General features: G+C 28.2%; 22 protein-coding genes and 1 tRNA gene. 17 read left to right on the top strand and 6 right to left on the bottom strand.

The features are described from left to right. The first annotated feature begins 270 nt into the window (after nt 1-270). The 6 genes from mfd to E6771_RS03695 all read left to right on the top strand — a co-directional run bounded on the left by mfd (nt 271) and on the right by E6771_RS03695 (nt 5,873). Complete coding sequence (gene mfd / locus E6771_RS03720) at nt 271-3,222, top strand: transcription-repair coupling factor (protein WP_316089758.1); 2,952 nt, start codon at nt 271-273, stop codon at nt 3,220-3,222. Further along, the gene (gene mazG / locus E6771_RS03715; protein WP_316089757.1) at nt 3,223-3,981 is read left to right on the top strand and encodes a nucleoside triphosphate pyrophosphohydrolase; all 759 of its coding nucleotides are present in this window, start codon (nt 3,223-3,225) and stop codon (nt 3,979-3,981) included. Nucleotides 3,982-4,038: 57 nt separating this feature from the next. Beyond that, nucleotides 4,039-4,329: an RNA-binding S4 domain-containing protein gene (locus E6771_RS03710; protein ID WP_096404487.1), complete on the top strand. Its 291-nt coding sequence runs from the start codon at nt 4,039-4,041 to the stop codon at nt 4,327-4,329. Then, nucleotides 4,329-5,189, top strand: coding sequence for a 4-(cytidine 5'-diphospho)-2-C-methyl-D-erythritol kinase (gene ispE / locus E6771_RS03705; protein ID WP_316089756.1), 861 nt, complete (start codon nt 4,329-4,331; stop codon nt 5,187-5,189). The genes E6771_RS03710 and ispE overlap by 1 nt, the downstream gene beginning before the upstream one ends. A gap of 32 nt (nt 5,190-5,221) precedes the next feature. Further along, the gene (gene spoVG / locus E6771_RS03700; protein WP_316089755.1) at nt 5,222-5,521 is read left to right on the top strand and encodes a septation regulator SpoVG; all 300 of its coding nucleotides are present in this window, start codon (nt 5,222-5,224) and stop codon (nt 5,519-5,521) included. Between the two features lie 100 nt (nt 5,522-5,621). Further along, nucleotides 5,622-5,873 carry a hypothetical protein gene (locus E6771_RS03695; protein WP_316089753.1) on the top strand — a complete coding sequence of 84 codons (252 nt, stop codon included), beginning with the start codon at nt 5,622-5,624 and terminating at the stop codon, nt 5,871-5,873. A 91-nt stretch (nt 5,874-5,964) separates the two neighbouring features. On the opposite strand, the gene speD is transcribed toward E6771_RS03695, so the two are convergent. The 4 genes from speD to E6771_RS03675 all read right to left on the bottom strand — a co-directional run bounded on the left by speD (nt 5,965) and on the right by E6771_RS03675 (nt 11,788). Continuing rightward, nucleotides 5,965-6,339, bottom strand: a complete 375-nt coding sequence (speD, locus tag E6771_RS03690) for an adenosylmethionine decarboxylase (protein ID WP_096404484.1) — start codon at nt 6,337-6,339, stop codon at nt 5,965-5,967. A gap of 10 nt (nt 6,340-6,349) precedes the next feature. After that, nucleotides 6,350-7,516, bottom strand: a complete 1,167-nt coding sequence (locus E6771_RS03685; protein WP_316089752.1) for a bis-aminopropyl spermidine synthase family protein — start codon at nt 7,514-7,516, stop codon at nt 6,350-6,352. Between the two features lie 512 nt (nt 7,517-8,028). After that, nucleotides 8,029-11,301 (bottom strand): DUF4132 domain-containing protein, encoded by a 3,273-nt coding sequence (locus tag E6771_RS03680; protein WP_316089751.1) that lies wholly within the window; start codon nt 11,299-11,301, stop codon nt 8,029-8,031. 211 nt (nt 11,302-11,512) lie between these two features. After that, complete coding sequence (locus E6771_RS03675; protein WP_316089750.1) at nt 11,513-11,788, bottom strand: hypothetical protein; 276 nt, start codon at nt 11,786-11,788, stop codon at nt 11,513-11,515. Nucleotides 11,789-12,011: 223 nt separating this feature from the next. On the opposite strand from E6771_RS03675, the gene E6771_RS03670 reads away from it, so the two are divergent. From E6771_RS03670 to E6771_RS03635, 8 genes are all read left to right on the top strand, one after another. Next, a tRNA-Gln gene (locus E6771_RS03670) sits at nt 12,012-12,086 on the top strand. 342 nt (nt 12,087-12,428) lie between these two features. Continuing rightward, nucleotides 12,429-13,265 carry a class I SAM-dependent methyltransferase gene (locus tag E6771_RS03665; protein WP_316089749.1) on the top strand — a complete coding sequence of 279 codons (837 nt, stop codon included), beginning with the start codon at nt 12,429-12,431 and terminating at the stop codon, nt 13,263-13,265. Next, nucleotides 13,249-13,353: a RidA family protein gene (locus E6771_RS03660; RefSeq protein WP_316089748.1), complete on the top strand. Its 105-nt coding sequence runs from the start codon at nt 13,249-13,251 to the stop codon at nt 13,351-13,353. The genes E6771_RS03665 and E6771_RS03660 overlap by 17 nt, the downstream gene beginning before the upstream one ends. A gap of 148 nt (nt 13,354-13,501) precedes the next feature. Beyond that, entirely contained in the window at nt 13,502-14,305 is an 804-nt protein-coding gene (locus E6771_RS03655; protein WP_316089746.1) for a Cof-type HAD-IIB family hydrolase, read from the top strand. A gap of 91 nt (nt 14,306-14,396) precedes the next feature. Then, nucleotides 14,397-15,032: a lactate utilization protein gene (locus E6771_RS03650; protein WP_316089745.1), complete on the top strand. Its 636-nt coding sequence runs from the start codon at nt 14,397-14,399 to the stop codon at nt 15,030-15,032. Nucleotides 15,033-15,486: 454 nt separating this feature from the next. Beyond that, entirely contained in the window at nt 15,487-18,054 is a 2,568-nt protein-coding gene (locus E6771_RS03645; protein ID WP_316089744.1) for an EAL domain-containing protein, read from the top strand. 276 nt (nt 18,055-18,330) lie between these two features. After that, the gene (locus tag E6771_RS03640) at nt 18,331-18,627 is read left to right on the top strand and encodes an HU family DNA-binding protein (protein WP_316089743.1); all 297 of its coding nucleotides are present in this window, start codon (nt 18,331-18,333) and stop codon (nt 18,625-18,627) included. Then, complete coding sequence (locus E6771_RS03635) at nt 18,611-18,856, top strand: HU family DNA-binding protein (RefSeq protein ID WP_410054663.1); 246 nt, start codon at nt 18,611-18,613, stop codon at nt 18,854-18,856. Before E6771_RS03640 ends, E6771_RS03635 begins: the two co-directional genes overlap by 17 nt. A 161-nt stretch (nt 18,857-19,017) precedes the next feature. On the opposite strand, the gene E6771_RS03630 is transcribed toward E6771_RS03635, so the two are convergent. Next, nucleotides 19,018-19,560, bottom strand: a complete 543-nt coding sequence (locus tag E6771_RS03630) for a flavodoxin family protein (RefSeq protein WP_316089742.1) — start codon at nt 19,558-19,560, stop codon at nt 19,018-19,020. A gap of 216 nt (nt 19,561-19,776) precedes the next feature. On the opposite strand from E6771_RS03630, the gene E6771_RS03625 reads away from it, so the two are divergent. Next, nucleotides 19,777-20,277 (top strand): hypothetical protein, encoded by a 501-nt coding sequence (locus tag E6771_RS03625; protein WP_316089741.1) that lies wholly within the window; start codon nt 19,777-19,779, stop codon nt 20,275-20,277. A 508-nt stretch (nt 20,278-20,785) separates the two neighbouring features. Here the strand turns inward: E6771_RS03625 and E6771_RS03620 are convergent. Further along, the gene (locus E6771_RS03620) at nt 20,786-22,120 is read right to left on the bottom strand and encodes an MATE family efflux transporter (RefSeq protein WP_316089740.1); all 1,335 of its coding nucleotides are present in this window, start codon (nt 22,118-22,120) and stop codon (nt 20,786-20,788) included. Between the two features lie 284 nt (nt 22,121-22,404). Here E6771_RS03620 and E6771_RS03615 point away from each other — a divergent pair, with 284 nt between their 5' ends. Next, nucleotides 22,405-22,842, top strand: coding sequence for an S-layer homology domain-containing protein (locus tag E6771_RS03615; RefSeq protein WP_316089739.1), 438 nt, complete (start codon nt 22,405-22,407; stop codon nt 22,840-22,842). Between the two features lie 28 nt (nt 22,843-22,870). Continuing rightward, nucleotides 22,871-24,223: a glucose-6-phosphate isomerase gene (locus E6771_RS03610; protein WP_316089738.1), complete on the top strand. Its 1,353-nt coding sequence runs from the start codon at nt 22,871-22,873 to the stop codon at nt 24,221-24,223. Nucleotides 24,224-24,254: the final 31 nt, after the last annotated feature.

Here is a 24,254-nt window from a genome sequence, read left to right as displayed (position 1 = left end):
ATTTAAAAAAATATTTTCTTTTTCTGAAAAAATGAATAATAATTTTTATTATTTGATTATATTATTTTTTTATAGATTTGTAAAGAGAAAATTTCTGAATATATACAGCTATATTGCTGAACTGAGAAGAATATATAAAACTTAATTTATTTTTGAACATATACATATAAAAAAATAATAAAATTATTATAACAGAATTATATTTTCACTATGAAAAGTTGAAAATACAGAGTAAAATATATGCATGAATAAATAAAAATGGAGTGAGATATGATAACAGAATATAGAGGGAGGATTCCCTTTTTACTTAAAGAAATAAAAGGAAACATAGTATATCTATGCTCATCCAATAAAAATATTGAGGATTATTATAATACCCTCAGTGATTTTTATGATGGAAAAATTTTAAAAATTGAAAGCAGCTATGAGGATGAAGAATTTGAAAAACTTAATTATGATCTCCTTAAAATTTTAAAATCAAAAGATAAATTTATAATACTTATATCTCTTGAAGCATTTCTTAGAGATTATTCTTTAGAAGGAGATAAACTTTCTTTTCAAAAAGGAAAGGAAATGAATTTAGGTAAAATACAGGAAAATCTTATAAAGAATAAGTATGATAAAGTATATATGCTAGAAAAAAGAATGCAGTACAGCATAAGAGGAGATATACTTGACATTTTTTCAAGTGATGGAGATTATCCTGTAAGGATTGAATTTTTTGGAGATGAAATAGAGAGAATAACATATTTTGATCTTGAAAGTCAGAAAAGTATTGAGAATATTGATGATATAAATGTGTATATAAACAATAATAAAGATGGAAAATTATCTTTTTATGAGTTGATTAAAAAAAATAAAATAAAAGGTTTAAAGATATATTTTGAAAATAATGAACTGCTGAGATATAAATTAGAAGAAAATATACTCAGAGAAAGAGATGAAGAAGAAAAATTTAGAAAAAGATTCTATGAAATACTTGAAAGTGCTGAAGAAATAGAAATAAAAAGATTTTCAGAAGAAGAGATTAAAAAATTTGAAGATTATGACTATATTAAAAAATTAAGTGCAAAAGAAAATATTGTTTTGCTGTCAGAGGAAGAGAAGAGATATAAAGAAATATTTAATAAATATAACATAGAGATACAGAGATATCCTCATTATGAGGGATATAGAGAGAAAGATAAACTTATTCTTACAGACAGAGAACTAAAAGGAATAAAGGTAAAAAGAGAACCCAAAGAAAAAGTTAATCTGAAGTATAAAGATGTATCTCAAATCAGAGAAAATGATTTCATAATCCATGAAAACTATGGAGTAGGTATCTATCAGGGAATAGAAACTATGAATGGACAGGATTATTTAAAGATAAAATATGCAGATGAAGATAAACTTTTTGTACCAGTAGAGGGAATAAATAAGATTGAAAAATATGTATCTACTCCTGGAGTGATACCTGATATATATCAGCTTGGAAGAAGAGGATTCAGAAGAAAAAGGCAGAAATTAGAAGAAGATATGGTTATCTTTGCTAAAGAAATCATTGAGATACAGGCAAAGAGAGCTTTTGAAAAAGGATATGCCTTTTCCCATGATACAGTATGGCAGGAAGAATTTGAGGAAAGCTTTCCATATAAAGAAACTGCATCTCAGTTGAAAGCCATAGAAGATGTAAAAAGAGACATGGAATCTGACAGAGTAATGGATAGAGTAATATGTGGAGATGTGGGATATGGCAAGACAGAAATAGCTTTAAGAGCAGCTTTTAAAGCCTCTATTGATGGAAAGCAGGTAGTTGTAATGGTACCTACAACAGTTCTTGCACAGCAGCATTATGAGAGATTTACAGAAAGATTTAAAAATTACCCTGTAACTATTGAGATATTGAGCAGATTAAAAAGTGAAAAAGAACAGAAAGAAGTGCTAAGAAAGATAGCTGCTGGAACTATTGATATAGTTATTGGTACTCACAGAATTTTGTCATCAGATGTAAAATTTAAAGATTTAGGGCTTGTAGTAATAGATGAAGAACAGAAATTTGGAGTGAAAGCAAAAGAACAATTAAAAAAGTTAAAAAATAAAATAGATATGATAACTTTAACAGCTACCCCAATTCCAAGAACCTTGAACCTTTCTTTGTTGGGAATAAGAGATTTATCTATAATAGATACTCCCCCAGAAGGAAGAAAACCTATTGAAACAATGTTTATAGAAAAAGATGATAAAAAACTTAAAGAGATAATTATGAGTGAGATAGCTAGAGAAGGGCAGGTTTTTTATATATTCAATTCTGTGAAAAATATAGAAAAGAAAACTAATGAACTTAGAAAACTTCTTCCTAACTACTTAAAATTGGATTATATACATGGGCAAATGCTTCCAAAAGAGATAAAAACCAAGATAAAAGATTTTGAAAATGGTGATATAGATATGCTCATATCTACTACTATAATAGAAAATGGTATTGATATAGAAAATGCCAATACTATGATAATTGATGGAGTGGAAAAACTAGGACTTTCCCAAATATATCAATTGAGAGGACGTATAGGAAGAGGAAGAAGAAAAAGTTACTGTTATCTTCTTACTAAAGAACATCAAACTAAAAAAGCTAAAGAAAGAGAGGAATCTATAAAAAATCTTGGAGATTCAGGTGGAGGATTTCAATTATCATTAGAGGATATGAGAATAAGAGGAGCTGGAGAGATATTAGGAGACAGGCAGCATGGAGCTCTTGAAACATTTGGCTATAATCTCTATATTAAGATGTTGAATGAAGAAATACAGCGTATTAAAGGAAATGCTCCAGAAGAAGAGATGGAAATGGAGATAAAAATTAATATGCCAGCTTTTATTCCTGATGAATATATAGAAAAAGATGAAAAAATAGTTATTTATAGAAGAGCAGCAGAACTGAAAACTCAAGATGAGTTAAAGGAATTAGAAAATGAGATAAAAGATAGATTTGGAAATCCACCAAGGGAAGTTATCAATCTTTTCTATTATATAGGAATTAAGCTTAAAGCTAGAGAATTAGGGATATATGTTATCAGACAGGAAAAAAATGGTTTTTTTATAAGATTTTTAAATGAAAAAGTTAATATAGAAAAAATATCTCAAATGATGACAATGGGGAATCTGAAATATCTTAACAGAGAAGAAGGAGTATTCTATAAAGGGAATATTAATAGATTTTTCAATGAATATGAGGGAGTGATGTAAGTGAAAGAATTCGACAGACTTGTGGAAATAATAAAAAAGCTGAGAGGAGAGGGAGGATGTCCATGGGATAGAGAACAGACTCTTGAGACTCTGAAGCCATGTTTAATGGAGGAAACATGTGAGGTACTAGAGGCAATGGATGAAGGTGGAGATGAACTGAAAGGTGAATTAGGTGATCTTCTTTTGAATATAGTATTTCAGGCTGATATATGTGAAGATGAAAGAAAATTTACAATAGAAGATGTAGTAAAGGGAATAAACGAGAAAATGATAAGAAGACATCCCCATGTATTTAAAGAAAAAGATGGTGGTATAACTTCTGATGAGGTATTACAAAACTGGGAAGAAATAAAGAAAACTGAGAAAGAACAACAAAAAAGAGAATCCGCACTTGATGGTGTGCCAATGTATCTTCCAGCATTAGCTAAAGCAGAAAAAATACAGAAAAAAGCTGCTAAAGTAGGATTTGACTGGACTGATACAAAAGATGTTATAGCTAAAGTTGAAGAGGAGCTAAATGAGCTAAAGCAGGCTATTAATAATAATGATTTGGAAAATATGAAAGAAGAACTTGGAGATTTACTTTTTTCAATGGTAAATCTTTCAAGATTTTTAAATATAAATTCAACTGACGCTTTAGAGAAGACAATAAAAAAATTTGATACAAGGTTCAGATATATAGAAAAGCACTGCGATTTAACAAGTTCTTCACTGGATACTATGGAAAAATTTTGGAATGAAGCAAAAAATAAACATTGACATATGAAAAAAATATAGTATATATAAATAATAAGACTGGAGGTTTGAACATAATATATGAGATTGGATAAATTTTTAAAAGTGAGCAGAATAATAAAAAGAAGACCCATAGCTAAAGTAGTTGTAGATGGGGGTAAAGCCAAATTAAATGGAAAAGTAGCAAAGGCTGGAACTGAGGTAAAAGTAGGACAGATTCTTGAATTGGAATATTTTAACAAATATTTTAAATTTGAAATATTGGAAGTTCCTGCTGGGAATGTAGCTAAAGAAAAAACTTCTGAACTTATAAAAGTTCTGGATAGCAGAGGAATAAAAATAGATCTGGACAGCGAGGAGGACATTTTTTAGTGAAATTTTCTTTGAATTCCAATGGAAAGATAAATATAGGATTAAATATAATAGGGAAGCAAGAAGATGGGTATCATCTTTTAGATATGGTAATGGTGCCTATCAGTTTAAGTGATGAAATGAGTGGAGAAATAGAGGATATTTCTGGAACATTGACTATAAAAACAAATAAAAGAGATATACCAACTGGAAAAGAAAATATTTTGTATAAAATATATGATAAATTTTATGATGAAAGTAGTCTTGAAAAAAGAAAAATAGAGGTATATCTTAAAAAAAAGATACCTCATCAGGCTGGACTTGGTGGAGGAAGTTCTAATGGAGCATTTCTACTTAAATTATTAAATGAATTTCATGGAAATTACTTTACAAATGAAAAGCTCATAGAAATAGGAAAAAGTATAGGTGCAGATATTCCATTTTTTTTGATAAACAAATCTGCCAGAGTTACTGGTATAGGAGAAAACATTAAAATAATAGAAAATAATCTGGAAAGCTTAATAATAGTTATAAAACCAAACTTTGGAGTTTCCACAGGAAAAGCATATAAAAATATGTATATGCTCAATAATAAAAAAGATGCAGATATAGATAAGATAGTTCTGGGACTGAAAGAAAATAGTATATCTACAATAGAAGAAAATATAGAAAATCATCTGGAACAGGGACTTCTCCTTGAAGATAAAAACATAATGAATTTTAGAAAAAAATTAGCGGAAATAAATAATATAAAATTTTTTATGTCAGGAAGTGGAAGTGCATATTATGTTTTTGCTGATAAAAAAGAAGCAGAAAATATATATAAAACATTAAAAGAGCATTTTAAAAGCTGTGAAGTACATCTTTGCAGTTCTTTATAGATGATACTAAAATAAGGGAAGGTGCATTAATTATGAAAATCACAGATGTTAGACTAAGGGTAGTAAAGAATGAGAATGAGTTGAAGCTGAAAGCTTATGCTGATGTAACATTCGATGAATGTTTTGTTATCCATGGTCTAAAAATAATCGATGGACAAAAAGGAATGTTTGTAGCTATGCCATCAAGAAAAATGCCTGATGGAGAATATAAAGATATCGTCCATCCAATAACTCCTGAATTAAGAAAAGAGATAACTGATTCAGTTATAGCTAGATATAATGAAATGGAGTCAAAAGGAGAGGAAGTAGTAGCTGTAGAAGAAGAATTTTAAAATATCTGGGAATAAAAACAATCTGAAATCTTAAGGGTTTCAGGTTGTTTTTTTTATACAACTATGTTAATATATGAGAAATAAAAAAGGGGGAAAGTTTATGTTGATTAAGTTTGAAGAGATGGAAACAACTATATTAGAAAAATTTTATGGTGGAGAAAAGAATGTTGCTGCTCTTATGTTTATGGATGAAAAAAATCGTATCATGTATAGTAAACTTGTACCTGGAGCATCTGTTGGATATCATAAACATGAAACTGGAAGTGAGATAATATATATTTTGCAGGGGAAGAGGAACTGTATCCAGGAATATGTCATTACTGCCCTAAAGGACATTCTCACAGTGTTATAAATAATAGTGATGAGGATTTAATTTTCTTTGCAGTGGTACCACAACAGTAATTTATATAAAAAGAGCAGCTAATTATAGCTGCCCTTTCATTTTATCTTTTTAATATCCTTTCTAATGAACCTCTGGACACTTCTTTTAAATCGAATCTTTCTGCTTTTAATTTCATTTCTAAAAGATTAAAAGCTGCTAAGGGTTTTATCATATTTCCACAAGTGAATAAATCTACAGCAGCATATTTATATTCTGGCCAGGTATGAATGGTTAAATGAGATTCTTCTATAACAATTACTCCACTTACACCCCATGGATTAAAAGTATGAAAGACACTTTCTACTATTGTGGCTTTAGCTACTTTTGCAGCTTCTATCATATATTTTTCAATTAATAATGTATTTTTTAATATTTCAACATCACAATCGTAATATTCAACTAAAAGATGTTGTCCTAATTGTTTTAATTTGAACATAAATTCTCCTTTACTTATTTTTTCTCTGAATTAAATCAAATATTTTATTATTACATTTACAGCACCCTATTTTTTTAAGAGTTTCAATATTTTTTATTTTTTCAGAATTTCCTGTCTTTATACTATTTCCACATTTTTTACACTTATAAAGACGGACTGTTTTTGTAAATTCCCCAGTATATAAAAGACCACTATAAACATTTTTTATAAGTGGTTTTCTAATGTCAGTAGTTTTAAGTACTATCATCTGCCCTGTACTCCCTATTATACTGGCACCTTCATAAGTATTAAATCTTGGAGTCACAGTTGAAATAGCAAGTCCCATAGCTAAAAAGTTTTTCTGCATATTTAGTTGATAAGTTGGAGACTTATGAGCAAAAGAAAAATAAATATTGAGATCACTTTCATTTTTTAAAGCCTCAATTCCTCTTGAAATAAATAGATTCATTCCTTTTAATGTATATGGAGGATCTGTAAAAAAACAATCAAACTTATTTTTAAATTTATCAGGTAAAGTTTTTTTTAAATCTATATATTCACACCTGATTGGCAGAGATTCTTTCACAGCTGTATCAGCTATATATTCAATTATTCTTTTATCTATATCTATTACAGTAACTTCAGTACTTTGATAAAGAGCGGAAGGAAAGAGTTTTTTCAATAAAAATCCTAAGGCAATACTGGTTAAATCATCATCACCTAGGCATAAGATATTTTTTCCTATCAAGTCATAATTTTTAAGACATAATACAGCTCTTTTTAAAGAGGTTTCCATATTGGACTTTGATTGATCTAAAGTCACATCTGCCTGAGGGCGATTTTCAAAAATATGGTGTATCTCCTCTTTTATTTTATTTATTTCCTCATACTCTTCCTGAGGATTTGTAAGCAATTTGAGATATAATTTTTTATCTATATTTTTAAATCCTAATTTATTTTCTACAAAATGTATTCCATTGGCAGTGAGTCTGCTTCCTCTATCTTGAATAACCAGCTTTTCTTTAATAAATTCTTTTTTTACAGCAGCTGTAACAGGAAGAGGAAGAAAATTCAGTTTAGCTAGTTCTTTAGTTGATATTCCCTCTTGGAGATATATTGTTACTAATATATTTTCTACAGTTTTATTTCCTTCTTCTAGATTTACATTTTTTTTAATTTTTTCTATACAATTAAGCATTGATTATTATCCTCCATTTTTAATTAAAATAAAAAGAAAGATGGATAAAAATAAAAAAGGGTATAGTAACACTAAAGTCACTATACCCTTTTATCACTTAAATTAAATGTCAATATATTTAATATTGAATTTCAATGAATTAATTTTAAAATATATTAAAAATTATAAAATAATTCTTTATTCAATATCTATTAATTTACAATAAAGTTTGGTTTAATGATATCCATGTTTCTTACCTATTTCTAAAAAGACATCACAAAAAAACTTGTGTATTACAAGGTCTGGAAGCTTTTTAAAAAACAACTTTTTATTTAGTTGGTTTAGTTAGAAACATTTAAGGACACAAAATCCTCCCCTTTTTTTTGAAATTTATATTACAATAATATTTATGATAACATACTAAGATATTTATTTCAAGATAAACTACTAATAGTATTATTCTGTTATACAAAAAGCAATTGAAATTATTTTAAGACTTCAACTGCTTTTTAATTTAAAAATTATCTAGTTTTTTATTCTGTTATTTTATCAAGAAGAGCAATAACACTGCTTACAAATCTCTGTGAAAGTGAAGAAATATCTAATATCATATTGTCTTTTATATCATCTAAAGGTTCTCCTGATTCAGGCAGACGACAGAAAGTAACTTCCTTTATAGTTATTTCCTCATCAAAATCCTGTCCCATATACATATCATCAACATTTATATGAACATATATATTAAGAAACTTATCAACAATATGGTAACAGAAGAAAGAACCAGCATCAAGGACTTCTCCACGAATAAATTCATATTTTTTTGCAGCAGAGTTTATTTTACCAACTTTGATATATTTATCAGAATAACGTATTATTTTTTTACCAGCCATATCTTTAGAGGCAAGCTCTGGGATTGATATATCAAGCTGTTCTATAGGCTGGATTATTTCATAATCTTCCAGCTGAGTTTTCCAAGATGCAGTAAGTTCTTCTCCAAGCTCTACAGGATGTACAAGGGTAATATGAGCTTTTTCAGGAACTGTAAATTCATCTTCATCAACTGTATTGAAAGTACCATCCTCCATATATCTGAATGATTCTATAAGTTTGTTGTTTTCATAAACTCCCCAGATAAGCCCCATAGCAAACTGATGCATTATTGGATTTTCAACAAAGAGGGAATTCCAGTTTTCACTATTCCAGTAACGCCCATTCATAAGAACTTTTTTCAATCTGGCAGATTGAGTTTGTACTACTGCTTTTATCTGTTTTTTAAGTTCAGAAAGATCTTTTTTAGCTGACTCTGCTTTTACAGGATCATCTTCAGCAGTTGGCTTTGGAAGTGATTTTACAAATTTTTCTTTTCCATTGTCATAGATAGAGAGGACAAAATCTGGTGTTAAAGCAAGGGTAAAAGTATGAGCACCAAAATCAAGTATTTTTTTACCAGTTTTATCAAATCCAAGTGAAGGAACAATACGATCTGAAAGTACATCTTCTGGAATTTCAAGTATTTTAACAGCAGCTGAAAAAGCAGCTTTAGCAGCTTTTTTCACCTGATTATTAGGAAACTTTGAAGATATGCTGTCCACCATCATCAAAGCTACATTCCCACCATTTAGTGCTGCAACTGATACAGCAAATGCTGCAAGAGCTCCACGTGATGCTTCTGCCCATTTTAAAAGTTGTTTATTTAATTGAAGTATTTGTGAATCAGAAGCAAAAACACAATATGGAAGCATAAACATTTTTAATTTTGTATCAGCACCATTTCTTATCCATTCATTATATATGCCTTCAAGAGCTTTTTGTATATCTTGAAGATTTAGTATCTCTGCTACTTTATCAGCAGCTTTTATACGATATGGTGCAGCCAGAGACATATATTCTACTAAAATAAATTCCATTATTATATCTGGGGCTGTTCCACTGAGATCAGCAAAACGAATTCCGGAAAGCATACCATATGGTATCCATGAGATAACTTTGTCGTTGGCTTTATCAAAATTCTCTGTACAGAATTTTATTGCTGCCTCATTTGTAAAAGAGAAACCTTCATGAAAAAGATGTTCATTATTCCAGAATTTTATTATACGATTAATGATTTGGAGAGTTTCTCCTTTTGCCTTGTTTTTAGCAGATTCAAGGAGATTTTCAGTTTTATCTTTGTGTTTTGTAATTATTTCTTCAGCTTTTTTCTTGATAACCTTAGATTTATGATTTAACATTTCAACAAGCAGAGAGTAATCAGAAATATCACTTTTATCAAAGAGTAATTCCATAAGTCTTGCTTGATAAGCAGTTTCATCACTTGAACATTTTTCAAGTTTTCTCCATTCATCAAGAAGTTCTAAAGCTTCATTTTCATGATTTTTTATAATTTCTATGGCATCACTCATAGTGATAGTTTCTCCATTCCATGAATTATCACCAGCTATACAATATACAGCAAGGATTTTCTTAAAAGGGAATCCATATTTCATCAAAATTTTTGCACAGTCTATTGGAGATTCATTAAGCCATTTAGATCTTCCTTTAATGAAATAATTATAGAATTTTATTTTAGTTGAATCATAAGATTCATGTTCTGCAAAGGACATATAAATATCCCAGAATTTTCTGGCAATAGAACTGTGGTCATACATACATGCAACAGCAGTATACAAATATTCAACCATTGGAATGTTTCCTCTCATATATTTTTTCATTACTTCCTCTTTAGTAATACTTCCCTTTAAATATTCAAGAACATTATTATTTTTGTGATTCAAAATATTTTCTGTATATCTGATTATATCAGTATTTAATTTTTCCTCTTTTAACTCTTCCTCCCCATTTTTGTTTTTCATCATAATTGCTAAAAGAAACAGTGCTTTGGGAGAGTGCATCTTATCAGATAATCTGTGATAAACTTTCATAAATTCCTCTCTGTTATTATTATATGTTTCATTGAAATATTGAGCAGTTCTTTTCATATCATTATTATATTCATTCATAATTTCAAGGATAAGCAATAAAAGAGGATAGTATTCAGGAATATTTTTATCATCACAAAATTTTTTAAACTTTTTGAAATCTCTGTGAAATCCAAATCTGTATATATTTACTTTAGCTCCTTCATTTTCTTTTATTAATTTAATAAGTAGTTCTTCAGCTTCCTTTGAAACAGGAGCAATTTTAGATAGGATTATACAAGTACATACATCTCCAAATTTATCAGCATAAGAGTATATAGGAGCAAGGTAACGCTGATATTTTACTGGGTCTTTTACATAGAGAATAGAAGCTGATGTAAGAAGAATATAAAGCAAGTAGTCATCATTTTTCTTTTCTAATAATATATTCATATCAGATGTGAAAATTCTATCTGTAAATTTTACAAATTCTTCTTCAGAATAATACTTCCATAATTTCTCTAGAGAAACTTCTATATTGTCAATTGATATATTTTTTTTAAATTTTATAATAGATTCTTCAATTATTTCAGAAAGAGAATAGCCAATTTTTGCAGCTATATCTATATCATTGAACATATAATAGAAATCACTTATGATTCCTTCCCTTCTCCATTGTGAAATAACAAAAAGTATTCTTTTAGCAAGAACTTCATTTTCTTTTCCTATTTCTTTGATTAATACTGTAGGATATGAAACAGACCAAGATGTTTTTCGTTTTTCAATGGAGCTATTGATTTCATTTATATAGTCTTCAGCCTCTTTTACATATTCTACAGGAAGAGGTTTTCTTGAATATGTGTTTCCTTTTTTTGCAGCTTCCCAAATTTCAAGCAATTCATTTTCAGTCATAATTATTCCTTTCTAAAATTTTTTATTTTTATATATTTTATATTGATTTAATTCAAATATATCATTTTTAATGTTTAAAAACAAGAAAGACAAGTTGGAATTTTGTTAATTAATAGTTGCTGTTTGTAAAAAGTATTATTGAACAAAATAAAATGATAAAAAGGGAGAAAATATTTCTCCCTTATAGTCATATTGAGTTATTAATTATTTTTTATTCAGCATTATTTTTAAGATAAAATTCATAAGCAGCCAGAAGACTTTTCTGTTTATCAATAGTTTCAAGAGAGGAATTTTTTGATTTGATTTTTTTCTCAAGAAATGTCTGCCATTCATCATAGCCTGAAAATTTTGAATCATCAGGAATAGGAGTTCCAGCTTCAATCTGTTCGGCTATGTGTTCCAATGTAGCCTGTGAATTTTCAAGTTCTTTTTCAATAGCTTCCTGCCTTTTAATTGAGTTTGTAACTTTAGCTATTTCTTTTTCCACTACTGTTTTTATTATTGAATTTTTTTTTTGCCATTATATTACCTCCTGCTATTTTAGTTTTTCTAAGAGCTCTTTAGATATATATATCATATCTTTTTTTGTGAAAATAAAATAGTAGTACAGAGTTAAATGAGCTGAAATCAGCTGGAAATAAATTTTTTTTGGATATTTTCAAAAATTTTATTGACAAACAAAGATAAATTTGATACTATTATACTGTTGTTGGGCTGTCGCCAAGCGGTAAGGCAACGGACTTTGACTCCGTCATGCGCTGGTTCGAATCCATCCAGCCCAGCCACCAATTAAAAAACCAAACTGTCTGAAAAGGGCAGTTTTTTTATTTTTTGACAATAATTTTATTTTATAGTATCATATCTTTAAAGTGATATGAGAAAATATTCTATTTGAGGTGAGGTAGTCCAACATACTTGATATTATACAATCAGTAATATGAGAATGTCATGGAAATGAAAGGTAATCATAATTGAACAAAATTTTTCAGCTGTTGACTGCAGCTTTTTTGCGTTCATATGATTTTAACCATTTATTTCACACTGGCTATAATGATTTTCCAGCTGTGGGTAAACCACAGCTTTTTTTTATTCTCATATCACTGAAATAAATCAAAAGGAGACCAACTATGAAGAAAAAATTAATTAATTACCTCAAGGAAAAACCAACAGAATATGCTCCAAGCAGTAAAAAGTTTTGGGATGATGAACATATATCTAAGTTTATGCTGAAAGCTCATCTCAGTCCTGATGAAGAAGGAGCTTCAAGGAAACATGATTTTATAGAAAAATCAGTAGAATGGATAACATCTTTAGGAGAAAATAGAAGTAATAGAAAACTTCTTGATTTAGGATGTGGTCCTGGTATATATGCAGAAAAGTTTTATAATAAGGGATTTGATGTCACAGGGATAGATTTTTCAAAACGTTCAATAGAGTATGCTGTAGATTCAGCAGCTAAAAAAAATATGAAAATAAAATATAAATATATGAATTATCTTGAAATAGATTATGATGCTGAATTTGATATAGCAGTACTTATATATTGTGATTTAGGGGTACTTTCTCCTGATGATAGAAAAATTTTTTTAAAGAAGATATATAAGGCTTTAAAACCAGGTGGAATACTGATTTTAGATGTATTTATAGAAAATTTTTATGAAAAATTTCAGGAAAAAACAGAAATAACATATGAAAATAGTGGATTTTGGAGTGATGAACCATATTCATGTATTCAAAGAAATAGTATTTACAGAGAATCAATGGTATCTTTAGAACAGTATATTATAATAACTGAAAATCAATGTGAATGTTACAATATTTGGAATCATATTTTTAATAAAAATTCTATAAGAAAAGAATTAGAAATGGGAGGATTTTCAGGATTTAAATTTTTTAATAATGTTGCTGGAGAAAAAGAAAGTAAGGATAATTCTACTCTGTGTATTTATGCAGAAAAAATTTAAGAGTTCTTATCCTGCCAGATCATGTTTTTCAGTAACAGGATTACCAATGGGAGCAAAAGTTGAAATTGAAATGATTGCTAAGAGATAGTAGTTATAACATATTGTATTTAAATATTTTATTTCCCTAAAATATAGAATATACTTTATGCTCCTTTTTAGCTATAATAAATATAGAATAATTAAAAGTATAAATATAAAGCTGAATGAAACTAAAGTGCTTCTTAAAGGAGGGAAAGATGATGAAATATAAAATGGTATTCAGTGATATAGATGGAACTCTTTTGGATTCAAAACATCAAGTAAGGGAAAATACCAAGAAAAAAATAAAAGAGTTAGAGAAAAAGGGAATACCCTTTATTCTTGTATCAGCACGAATGCCTGAAGGGATATATCCTATACAGAAAACTGTAGGGATAAAAGCTCCAATAGTTGCTTATAGTGGTGGACTAGTATTAGATGCAGATGGCAGAATTCTTAAAAGTAATGGCATATCCCCAAAAAAAGCTGAAAAAATAACAGAAAGCGTAAAAAAGGAATGGAAGGATATATGTATAAGTATTTATTCAAATAGTAAGTGGATATCATTTGATGACAGTGATTATTGGATAAAACAAGAAGAAGAAATTACTAACTTAAAGTGCTTTAAAGGAGATTTTAAAGAACTTCTTGAAAAGGATACAGAAGTACATAAGATAATGTGTATGGGAGCTCCTGAAAAGATAGCAGAAGTAGAAAAAAGGCTTAAAGCAATTTATCCAGAACTTTCAATATATAGATCTAAAGAAACATATTTAGAAATAATGGATGGAAAGGCTTTAAAATCCAATGCAGTAGAAGTACTGTGCAGAATAAAGGGAATTCCTATGGAAAAAACAATTTCTTTTGGGGATAACTATAATGATGTAGATATGCTGAAAGCAACAGGAATGGGAGTTGCCATGGGAAATGCTCCTGCAGAAGTAAAATCTCAAGTGGAACATATAACACTGGATAATGATAGAGAAGGACTTTTATATATGCTTGAAAAACTTGAAATATAGAGAGTAAACTTATCAAGTTATCTGGTGATTATATATGTATATGCTCATTAATAAAATTAATATAGATTTTATACATAAGGAGGAAAATGTTATGACAATAAAAGAAGTGAGAGATTCTTTACGTGGAGAACAAGTGGTAAAAGCTTTAAAATCAAGAAATATGGAAGCTTTTTTTGTGGATACAAAAGAAGATGCTTTAAAAAAAGCTCTTGAACTTATACCAGAAGGAAGCAGTGTAGGTTGGGGAGGGTCAGCAAGCATAGAGGAAATAGGGTTGAAAAAAGCTGTAAAAATGGGTAACTATAAAGTCATAGACAGAGAACAGAGCTCTTCCCAAGAAGAATCAGAAAAACTTATGCGTGATATATTTTCCTGTGATTACTTCCTTGTCAGTTCTAATGCAGTTTCAGAAGATGGGGTTTTAGTAAATATAGATGGAAATTCAAATAGAGTAGCAGCTATATGCTATGGACCAAAGCATGTAGTGATGATAATAGGAATGAATAAGGTAGTAAAAAGTGTGGAAGATGCTATGTCACGGGCTAGAAACACTGCTGCACCCCTCAATGCCCAGAGATTTGATATAGATACTCCATGCAAAAAGACTGGATGCTGTTATGACTGTAAAAAACCAGATACAGTATGCTGCCAGATATTAATTACACGTTATAGCAGGCATATTGGAAGAATAAAAGTAATTTTAGTAAAAGAAGATTTAGGATTTTAAATAATTTATTAGCACCCTTCATATTTTAAAGGGTGTTTTTTATTTCAAATTTATTTAAGAAATTTTTCTGCTGCTAAAAAATTCTATAAATAAAAATTTTATTAGTAAGGTGTAATAATGGAGAGAAGCAATACTACTAAATAGTCATGGTCAGATATATTAATTATATGTATATGGATAGTAATAAAATACTAAATTTTATATATGGAAATTTAAATTAGAAATATTTAAGTTGAAAAATTAAATTTAAAGATATATAATGAAATAATTAAAGTTATATTTATTTAAGAAAATATAATATTGAAAATAAAAAATATTCAGAAAAATATTAATATAAAATTTAAATAACTTTATAATTAAAAATATAATTTTATAGGTATAGACATAATTTATCAAGCATAAAAATAAGTAAAAGTTTCTTTTTGTATTAAAAAAATAGATAAAGGAGAAAATAATGCCTGTAATGAAGGTGGTATTAATAGTTGATGATAATTATATAAACCGTACAATATTGGATAATATTTTAGGTTCTACTTATAAAGTCCTGCAGGCAGAAAATGGAAAAGAGGCATTGGAAATACTAAAAAAAGAGAAAGAAAATATTTCAGCAGTACTTCTTGATATTGCTATGCCAATAATGGATGGCTATACTTTTTTATCTGAAAAAATGAAAGATCCAGATTTAGTTCATATACCTGTAGTGGTAACCAACCAATATGAAGATGAAGCTGCTGAAGTGGAAGCTTTATCAAGGGGAGCTGCAGATTTTTTAGTAAAGCCCTATAGACCAGCTATCATTCTTCACAGACTTGCCAATATTATCAAAATGCGTGAATCATCTTCCTTTGTAAATAAAATAGAAAAAGATACTCTTACTGGAATATATAGCAAGGACTTTTTTTATCTTAAATGTACAGCATTTTTTAAAGATTTACCAAAAAGCAAATATTATATTGTATTTGCTGATATAGCAAAATTTAAGCTTGTAAATGATGTATATGGAAGTAAGGAAGGAGACAGATTACTGAAATATACAGCAAACATAATTAATGGAGAAATAAATGGTTATGGAATATGTGGAAGATCAGAAGCAGACCATTTTATTATATGTGTTGCTGATGTAGTTAATATAGAAAAAATTTTGGAAAATATATCTAAAAAAATATCAGAATTTAATAAAAATATGAATATAATTATACATTATGGAATATATCAGGTAGAAGATAAAAATGTTTCAATTGAATTAATGTGTGACAGAGCTATGTTTGCAGCAAATACAGTAAAAAATAAATATGATAAAAAATATGCATATTATAATGATTCTATTCGTAAAGAGCTTCTTCAGGAACAGATGCTTATAAATGATATGAAACTTTCTCTTGCAGAAAGGAGATTTAAAGTATTTTACCAACCAAAATATGATTTTAAAACTGAGAAAATAGTGGGAGCAGAGGCATTGGTAAGATGGGATTATCCTAAAAAAGGAATGATATTTCCAGAAGCATTTATAGGGCTTTTTGAAAGAAATGGATTTATTACAGAAATTGATTACTTTGTATGGGAGGAAGCTTGTAAAAAATTGATTTCAGTAAATGTATCTCGTATAAATCTATATAATAATAATCTCCCTGAGTTATTAATAGAATTAGTAAAAAAATATAATATATCTTCTAAAGCTTTACATCTTGAAATAACAGAATCTGCTTATACAGAAAATTCTGAACAGATAATAGAAGGAGTTAAAAGGCTTAAAAAAATTGGATTTGTAATAGAGATGGATGATTTTGGAACTGGATACTCATCTTTAAATATGCTGGCGAAATTACCTATAGATATTTTAAAACTGGATATGGAATTTGTACATAGTATAGAAAAGAATAAAAACAGCAGAATTCTCCTGAAAGTAATAATAAATTTAGCAGAAGAACTTCATTTGGCAGTAATAGCTGAAGGAGTAGAAACTAAAGAGCAGGTTGATATTCTCAAGAATATAGGATGCCAGTATGCTCAAGGATATTATTATTCTCCACCAATATCAGAAGATAAATTAGATAAAATTTTTGTTGAAAATAGATCTGCAATATCTTCAAATAAAACAGGAGAATTATTAAATTTAAAAGATAAAGAATTATTTAAAATAGTAAAATCAGATGAACTTGATTTAAATATAAAAAATATGATTTATGATCTGAAATATTACTCAGAACATGATCCATTAACAGGACTGTTGAATAGGAGAGAATTTAAGAAAAGAGTCAATAAAATATTAGAAAACAATGATATAGAAGGAGCTTTCATTATTATTGATATTGATAATTTTAAAAGAATAAATGATAAATATGGGCATGTAAAAGGAGATGGAATACTTAAACAGATATCAAAGAATTTAAAAAGGAGTTTTTCTGAGATAGATAGTATTTCAAGATTAGGTGGAGATGAATTTATAGTATTTACCATAAGCAGTACTAGTGAAAAGGAAATAAGTTTTATGATGAATAATTTTTTTGAAAAGGTAAAAAATATAGAGACAGATATTATTATAACATGTTCAGCAGGTGTCTGTTTTACTTCTAAAGATATTGATTATGATTCCTTATATTATAATGCAGATATGGCATTACTTTCAGCTAAAATATCAGGAAAAAATAGTTATAAAATATATACAGAGAAAATGGAAAAGTATTCTCCTATCAGTCATTTAAAAAATGTTGAATGGGTATTGGATCAAATTTTTGAAATGATATTTATTTCTGATGTTGAAACACTTGAAGTTATGTATATTAATAAACCTGCTTGTGAAAAATTAGGAGAAAACAGAGAGGAATGTCTGGGCAAAAAATGTCATTCTTTTATATGGCAGTCATCAATGCCATGTGAAAGATGCTGTAAAATTTCTGACTGTATAGAAGATTTCTACACTGAAGAAGTAGAATTAAATGATGGAACTTTTATTCAACTAAAAGTTAAAGTAGTTGAATGGGAAGGAAATAAATATAAAATACACTATCTAAATAAAGTATAAATAAAATGTTAGATAAAAGAAATGGACTAGTTGAAATTATGGAAAATAAGTTTATATATATGGAAAATGAAGGTTTTAGTAAAAAATTAAATTGCTAAAGATTAATTAAAAATAGACTATAAATAAGAATAGACAATGTGAGATTAGTATACTTTTTTTTATTAAAAAGAGAATACTGTGATAAAAAAGAATTAAAAATATTTTAGGTGTAAATATATGAAATGAAAGGAAATAGAAAAGTTGAAAACCATATTATAATTTTACTGGAGGGAAAAAATGTCAGAAACAGAATTTATTAAATTTTATAAAGAGAGAAATGGTATTAAAAATAGAGAAGAAGCAAAAGAAAAAATAAATAATTTTTGGAACGCATTATTGAAAGCTATAGAGGAAGATAAAAAAGTTATATTTAAAAATTGGGGAGTATTTGAAGAAAAAAATGTAAAATCTAGAAAAACTGTAGATCCAAGAAATTGTGAAAAGATATATACTAAACCTAAAAAAGTATTAAAATTTAGAGCAGGAAAAGGATTAATAAATTTTGTGAATGGAGGAGATGAAAATAATAAATAAGAGAAGTTTTGCAAAAATATATCAAGAAATAGGGAAAAATTATATTGATATAAATCAGGCTCTAAAAGAGATAGAAATTTTTTTAGAAACTATGAAAGAAGCTTTGATAAAACATAAAAAGATAAAGTTTGTAAGAAGAGGAACTTTTGAAATATTAGATAGAAAACCAAGAATGATATCTAATCCAGTAACAAGGGAACTAATGAAAATATATCCCCAAAAAAAATAAAATTTATTGTCTCAAAAAAATTTATAGACAGAAAGACTGATTAATAGAGGAGAAAATTGAATAAAAATATCCTGAATAATATTATATTATTCAGGATATTTTCCAGTTTACAAAATAAATTTTTTAATATGTATATACATAGAAATAAAATTTGATTTTTTTTATTTTAAACCTTTTCCAATCTCTTTTAATTCTTCTATTTTTTCAGTTTGTTTAGCCATATCTCCTATATCAGCAGCAGATATAGACTCATTTATCACAAGATTCCAGTCCAGATATTCACAGATACATTTAAACTGTCTGCTGATAAGATCATATTGCTCTCCACTTAGTTCATCAGCTCCAACAGCAACTATTCCTATATTTTTCTTTTGTTCAGAAATAACAGCACTTTTAAAATATATTTTATCTATGAGCATTTTAAGTTGTGCAGTTATTCCCCACCAATAAACAGCAGAACCAAATATCACAGTATCAGCTTCACAAATTTTTTCTACTAGAGGGATACAGTCATCTTTTATAATACAAGTTCCCCCATTAGTATGACAGCTGTTGCATCCTGTACATCCACTTAATTTGTATTTTGTTATGTCTACAAATTCTACCTGATTTATTGAAGTGTCAATCCCAGATTCAATAGCTTTTAGAGCAGTTCTAGTATTTCCATTCATTCTGGGACTTCCATTTAATATTAAAATTTTCATATGAATAACCTCCTGTATTTAAATTTAACCTATCTTGATTATACTGTATTTAAATATTTTTTTATAGCAAAAAGTATAAAAATAATTTATATTAAAAAGGTAATCTTTATTTTATAGAAAAAATAATGTAAACTATACTTATATGTTAGATGAATATAAAACAGTTGAAAAGAAATTATATTAAAAGTATGCAAATAAAAACTATGGAGGAGAAAGATGGATAATATAAGAAAATATTTGAATGCAGAGGTAGAGGACAGAATTGATATATTATGGGAGGACAAAGATATTTTATGGATAGACTGGCGTGAATATGATGAAGAAATAATAAAATATTGTGAAAAAATTCTTCAAACTGGAGAATTAGATGGAGAGGGCAGAGAATCAGAAAATGATATTGGATTTGATGTGATTATAAAATTTAAAGATAGGGAATATACTATAAAGTATCCAGGAGAGGGTGCAGATAGAGATACTACTATAAAAAATTTAAATAAAGTGATTGCTCCTAAGTATGAGATTCGTTTTTGGATGGATTCAATAGGAAGTGATACTCTGGGATTTATTCCTAAAGAATCAAAATATTGGAATGAGCTGGAAATGGAGTTTGGAGAAGATAAGGTAAGAAAATATTTTTCTGTTATTACTGAAGACAGCAGAATGTTTGATATGGGAATGGATGAAATTTTTAAGTTGATGGAAGAATTAAAAAAATAGTATTTAATATTTTTTAGAAAGAAATAAATTTCTGTATATATAATTTAAAAATAAAGAGTATAAAAGATATATATTAACCCAATAATATAGTTGAATCAGAAAAATATAAATAAGATTATAGTAGTGGAATAAAAATTATTATTGAGTATATACATATAAGTTTCTTTTTTGAAAGAACTGGGTTTAATAATAAATGAATAGAGTTGCAAAAAAGAGATAATATGAAGTAGTAAGCAAATCTACAGATATAAAAACACTATTCTCATAGAGTAAAGAAAAATATATATGGCTGTTCCCATGCAGAGAAATGTAAAAATAAAAAAAATGCTTAAAATTAATATAAGTCCCTTCATTAAATACCTCCATACTTTAATTTATATAGTATTAAAAATTATTTCTAATTAGGAAAAAGAGCTTCTGGGGAAGAAGCTCCTTTTCTATATATAAAACATCTTGGGGAAAGATTATACTATATTCATACTCTATTATTTTTATTTTCCTTTTTTATTTATATATTTATTTTTTTTCTCCATTTTTGTGATTTGAAACGTATTACAAAAATTCCTGCACGAACAGCTTCATCTAATGTCATAGCTATCCAGATACCTATTAGTCCATATCCCATTTTAACTCCAAGAATATATCCCCCTAATACAGCAATAGACCACATACAGATAACTCCAACTATAACAGGAAAATTTACATCTCCAACAGCCACCAAACATTTTGTCATTGTTATATTAACAGAACGTCCAATTTCAAGAAAGATTTCTATAAAAATTATCTGTCTTCCAAGTTCTAGAATAACAGAATCATGAGTGAATATTCCGATTATTCTGTTACTATTCAAAAAGATTAAAAATGTTATTGAGAGAGAAAAACATAGTGAAACAATAATTGTAGATTTAACTCTTTTATTTATTTTATCTAATTGATTAGCACCTGCCAGATATCCAACAACTATCTGAGAAGCTTCAGCAATAGCTATAGAGTAAACATAAGCAATATTTGCAAGCATACTGCAATAAACTTTTGTAGCTATAACAGCAGTACCAAAAATATTGATAAATTTGAAAATATATATTTGAGATAAGTTATAAGAAAGGGCTTCTCCACCTGATGGAATTCCTATTGAAAGCAGTCTTTTAAAAATCGGCATAGGAAATGGAGTTATATACTTAAAAGAAAGCTTTGCATCAGTTTTTTTCAGAAAAAGATATACAAGTATTCCAAGACCAACACCTTTGCTTATATTTGTTGAAATAGCAGCCCCAGTTATTCCTAATCTTGGAAAGAAAAACAGTCCATTGATAAGAATAGCATTTCCAATAATATTTAAAGTATTCATAACAGCAGCAGTCCACATGACATGTTTAAGCATTTCAAAACTTCTGAGAATAGCAGCAAAAGTCATATAAAATCCTTGTATTACTATGAATGAACCAACTATCAGAATATATCTGCAGGCTTCATCAAATATAGCAGCTGGAACTTTCAGCCAGATAAATATTTCTTTATAAAATCCAATTATAAGAGAAGATGTAATGAGACTTATTGTACCTATAATAACAAGGGATACATTACAAACTTCATTTATTCTTCTTTTATCACCTGCACCTAGATATTGAGAAATAAGGACAGTAGTAGCAATACTCATTACATTGAGAACTATTATAACAACGTTCATAATTTGATTTCCATTTCCAATTGCAGCCACAGCATTTTGAGAATAATGACTCAACATAAACTGGTCTACATTTCCTACTAGGAGCTGGAGTAATAATTCTACAAAAATTGGTATTGACATCTTGAATACATCTTTAGATGTAAAATTTTTTTCCATAAATTTCATCCTTTTTTATTTGATAAAAATAATTATAAAATAAGTTATCACTATTTTTTTATGACGTCAACTAAATTTTAAATTTTTAAAAAAAATTAAAAAATTTGATTTACAATGATATATTTTGATAGTTAATGGTAAATGGGAATTTTTTACTCTGATTTTCATTGTAAGCAGGGGGTCATTGTGGTATACTGAAAGTAGAATATAACTATTTAAAATGATTTTTAAATAAGAGGATTATTCAGAAATTATGCAGGAAGAGGTGAGAGAAAATCAAGATTTTGAAGAAAATATTAATAGGGAATTTCATGATTTTCAATATAGGATTTGCAGCTTTAGGTTATGAAGATCTTAACAAAGAACATTGGGCATATTCCTCAGTAGAAAATCTTGTGAAAAAGGGAATAATAAAAGAAAATTCATATAAATTCAATGGAGAGGATTCTGTATCTAGATATGAGTTTGCATATGATCTTTCAAAACTGCTGGATAAAGTAGAATTGGAAAAAGCAAACAAAGAGGATTTGAATATACTGGAAGCTTTGATACTTGAATTTTCTAAGGAATTGAATAAAATTGGATTTGATACAAAAACTTATAACTCTAAAATAGACAATATAAATGAAACAGTGGAACTTCTTAAAAAGAGAGTAAATGAAAATGAAATTATAATAGAACAGCTTAAATTAAGAATAGAGAAACTAGAAAATAAGAAATAGATAAGGTAATAAACAGGGAGGAAACAAAATGGAAAAACTGTCATTGGATTATTCAAAAGCATTGGGATTTTTTAATGAAGCTGAGCTTGTTATGATGAAGGAACAGGTAGCTGTAGCAGAGAAATTTTTAAATGAAAAAACAGGAGCAGGAAATGACTATCTAGGGTGGATAGAGCTGCCTACTAACTATAACAAAGAGGAATTTCAAAGGATAAAAGCAGCAGCAGAAAAAATTAAAAAAGATTCAGATGTACTTCTTGTAGTAGGAATAGGGGGATCATATTTAGGGGCAAGAGCAGCTATTGATTTTCTTTCTCATACTTTTTACAACAGTCTTTCAAAAGAAAAGAGAAATGCACCAGAAATATACTATGTAGGAAATAATATTTCTGGAACATATCTTTCACATCTTTTAGATGTATTAGAAGGGAAAGATTTTTCTATCAATGTTATATCTAAGTCAGGAACTACTACAGAACCTGCAATAGCTTTCAGAGTGTTAAAAAAACATATTGAAGAAAAATATGGAAAAGATGGAGCAAAGAGCAGAATATATGCTACTACTGATAAATCTAAAGGAGCATTGAAAAAGCTTGCTGATGAAGAAGGATATGAAGCTTTTGTTATTCCTGATGATGTAGGAGGAAGATTTTCTGTACTTACACCAGTAGGGCTTCTTCCAATTGCATGCAGTGGAGTGAATATTGATGAATTAATGGAAGGAGCAAGAGCCGCTCAAAATGCTTATACATCTCCATTTGAAGAAAATGATTGTTATAAATATGCTGCTATCAGAAATATTCTTAACAGAAAAGGAAAGAATATTGAAATGTTAATTAATTATGAACCAAGACTTCATTATCTTGGGGAATGGTGGAAACAACTATTTGGAGAATCAGAAGGAAAAGATGGAAAAGGACTTTTCCCAGCAGCAGCAGATTTCAGTACTGATCTTCATTCAATGGGTCAATATATACAAGATGGAAGAAGAGAATTATTTGAAACAGCTGTACTTATTGGAACTCCAGAAAAAGATATTACTATAGAAGAAGAAGCTGTTGACTTAGATGGTCTTAATTATTTAAAGGGAAAAGGAATGGATTTTGTAAATAAAAAAGCGTCACAAGGAACACTTCTGGCTCATGTAGATGGAGGAGTACCAAATCTGGTAGTAAATATACCTGAAGCTACACCATTTCATCTTGGATATTTGTTCTATTTCTTTGAGAAAGCCTGTGGAATCAGTGGATATCTTTTAGGAGTGAATCCTTTTAATCAACCTGGAGTAGAGTCTTATAAGGCTAATATGTTTGCTCTTCTTGGAAAAAAAGGATATGAAAAAGAAGCTGAAATATTGAATAAAAGATTGGAAAATAAATAGTAAAAAAATAAAGAGATTGTTATAAATTATT

This window comes from Fusobacterium sp., from assembly GCF_032477075.1.
Taxonomy (GTDB): Bacteria; Fusobacteriota; Fusobacteriia; order Fusobacteriales; family Fusobacteriaceae; genus Fusobacterium_A.
Note: the sequence above shows the minus strand (reverse complement) of the source record. Positions and strands in the feature narration are given on the sequence as shown.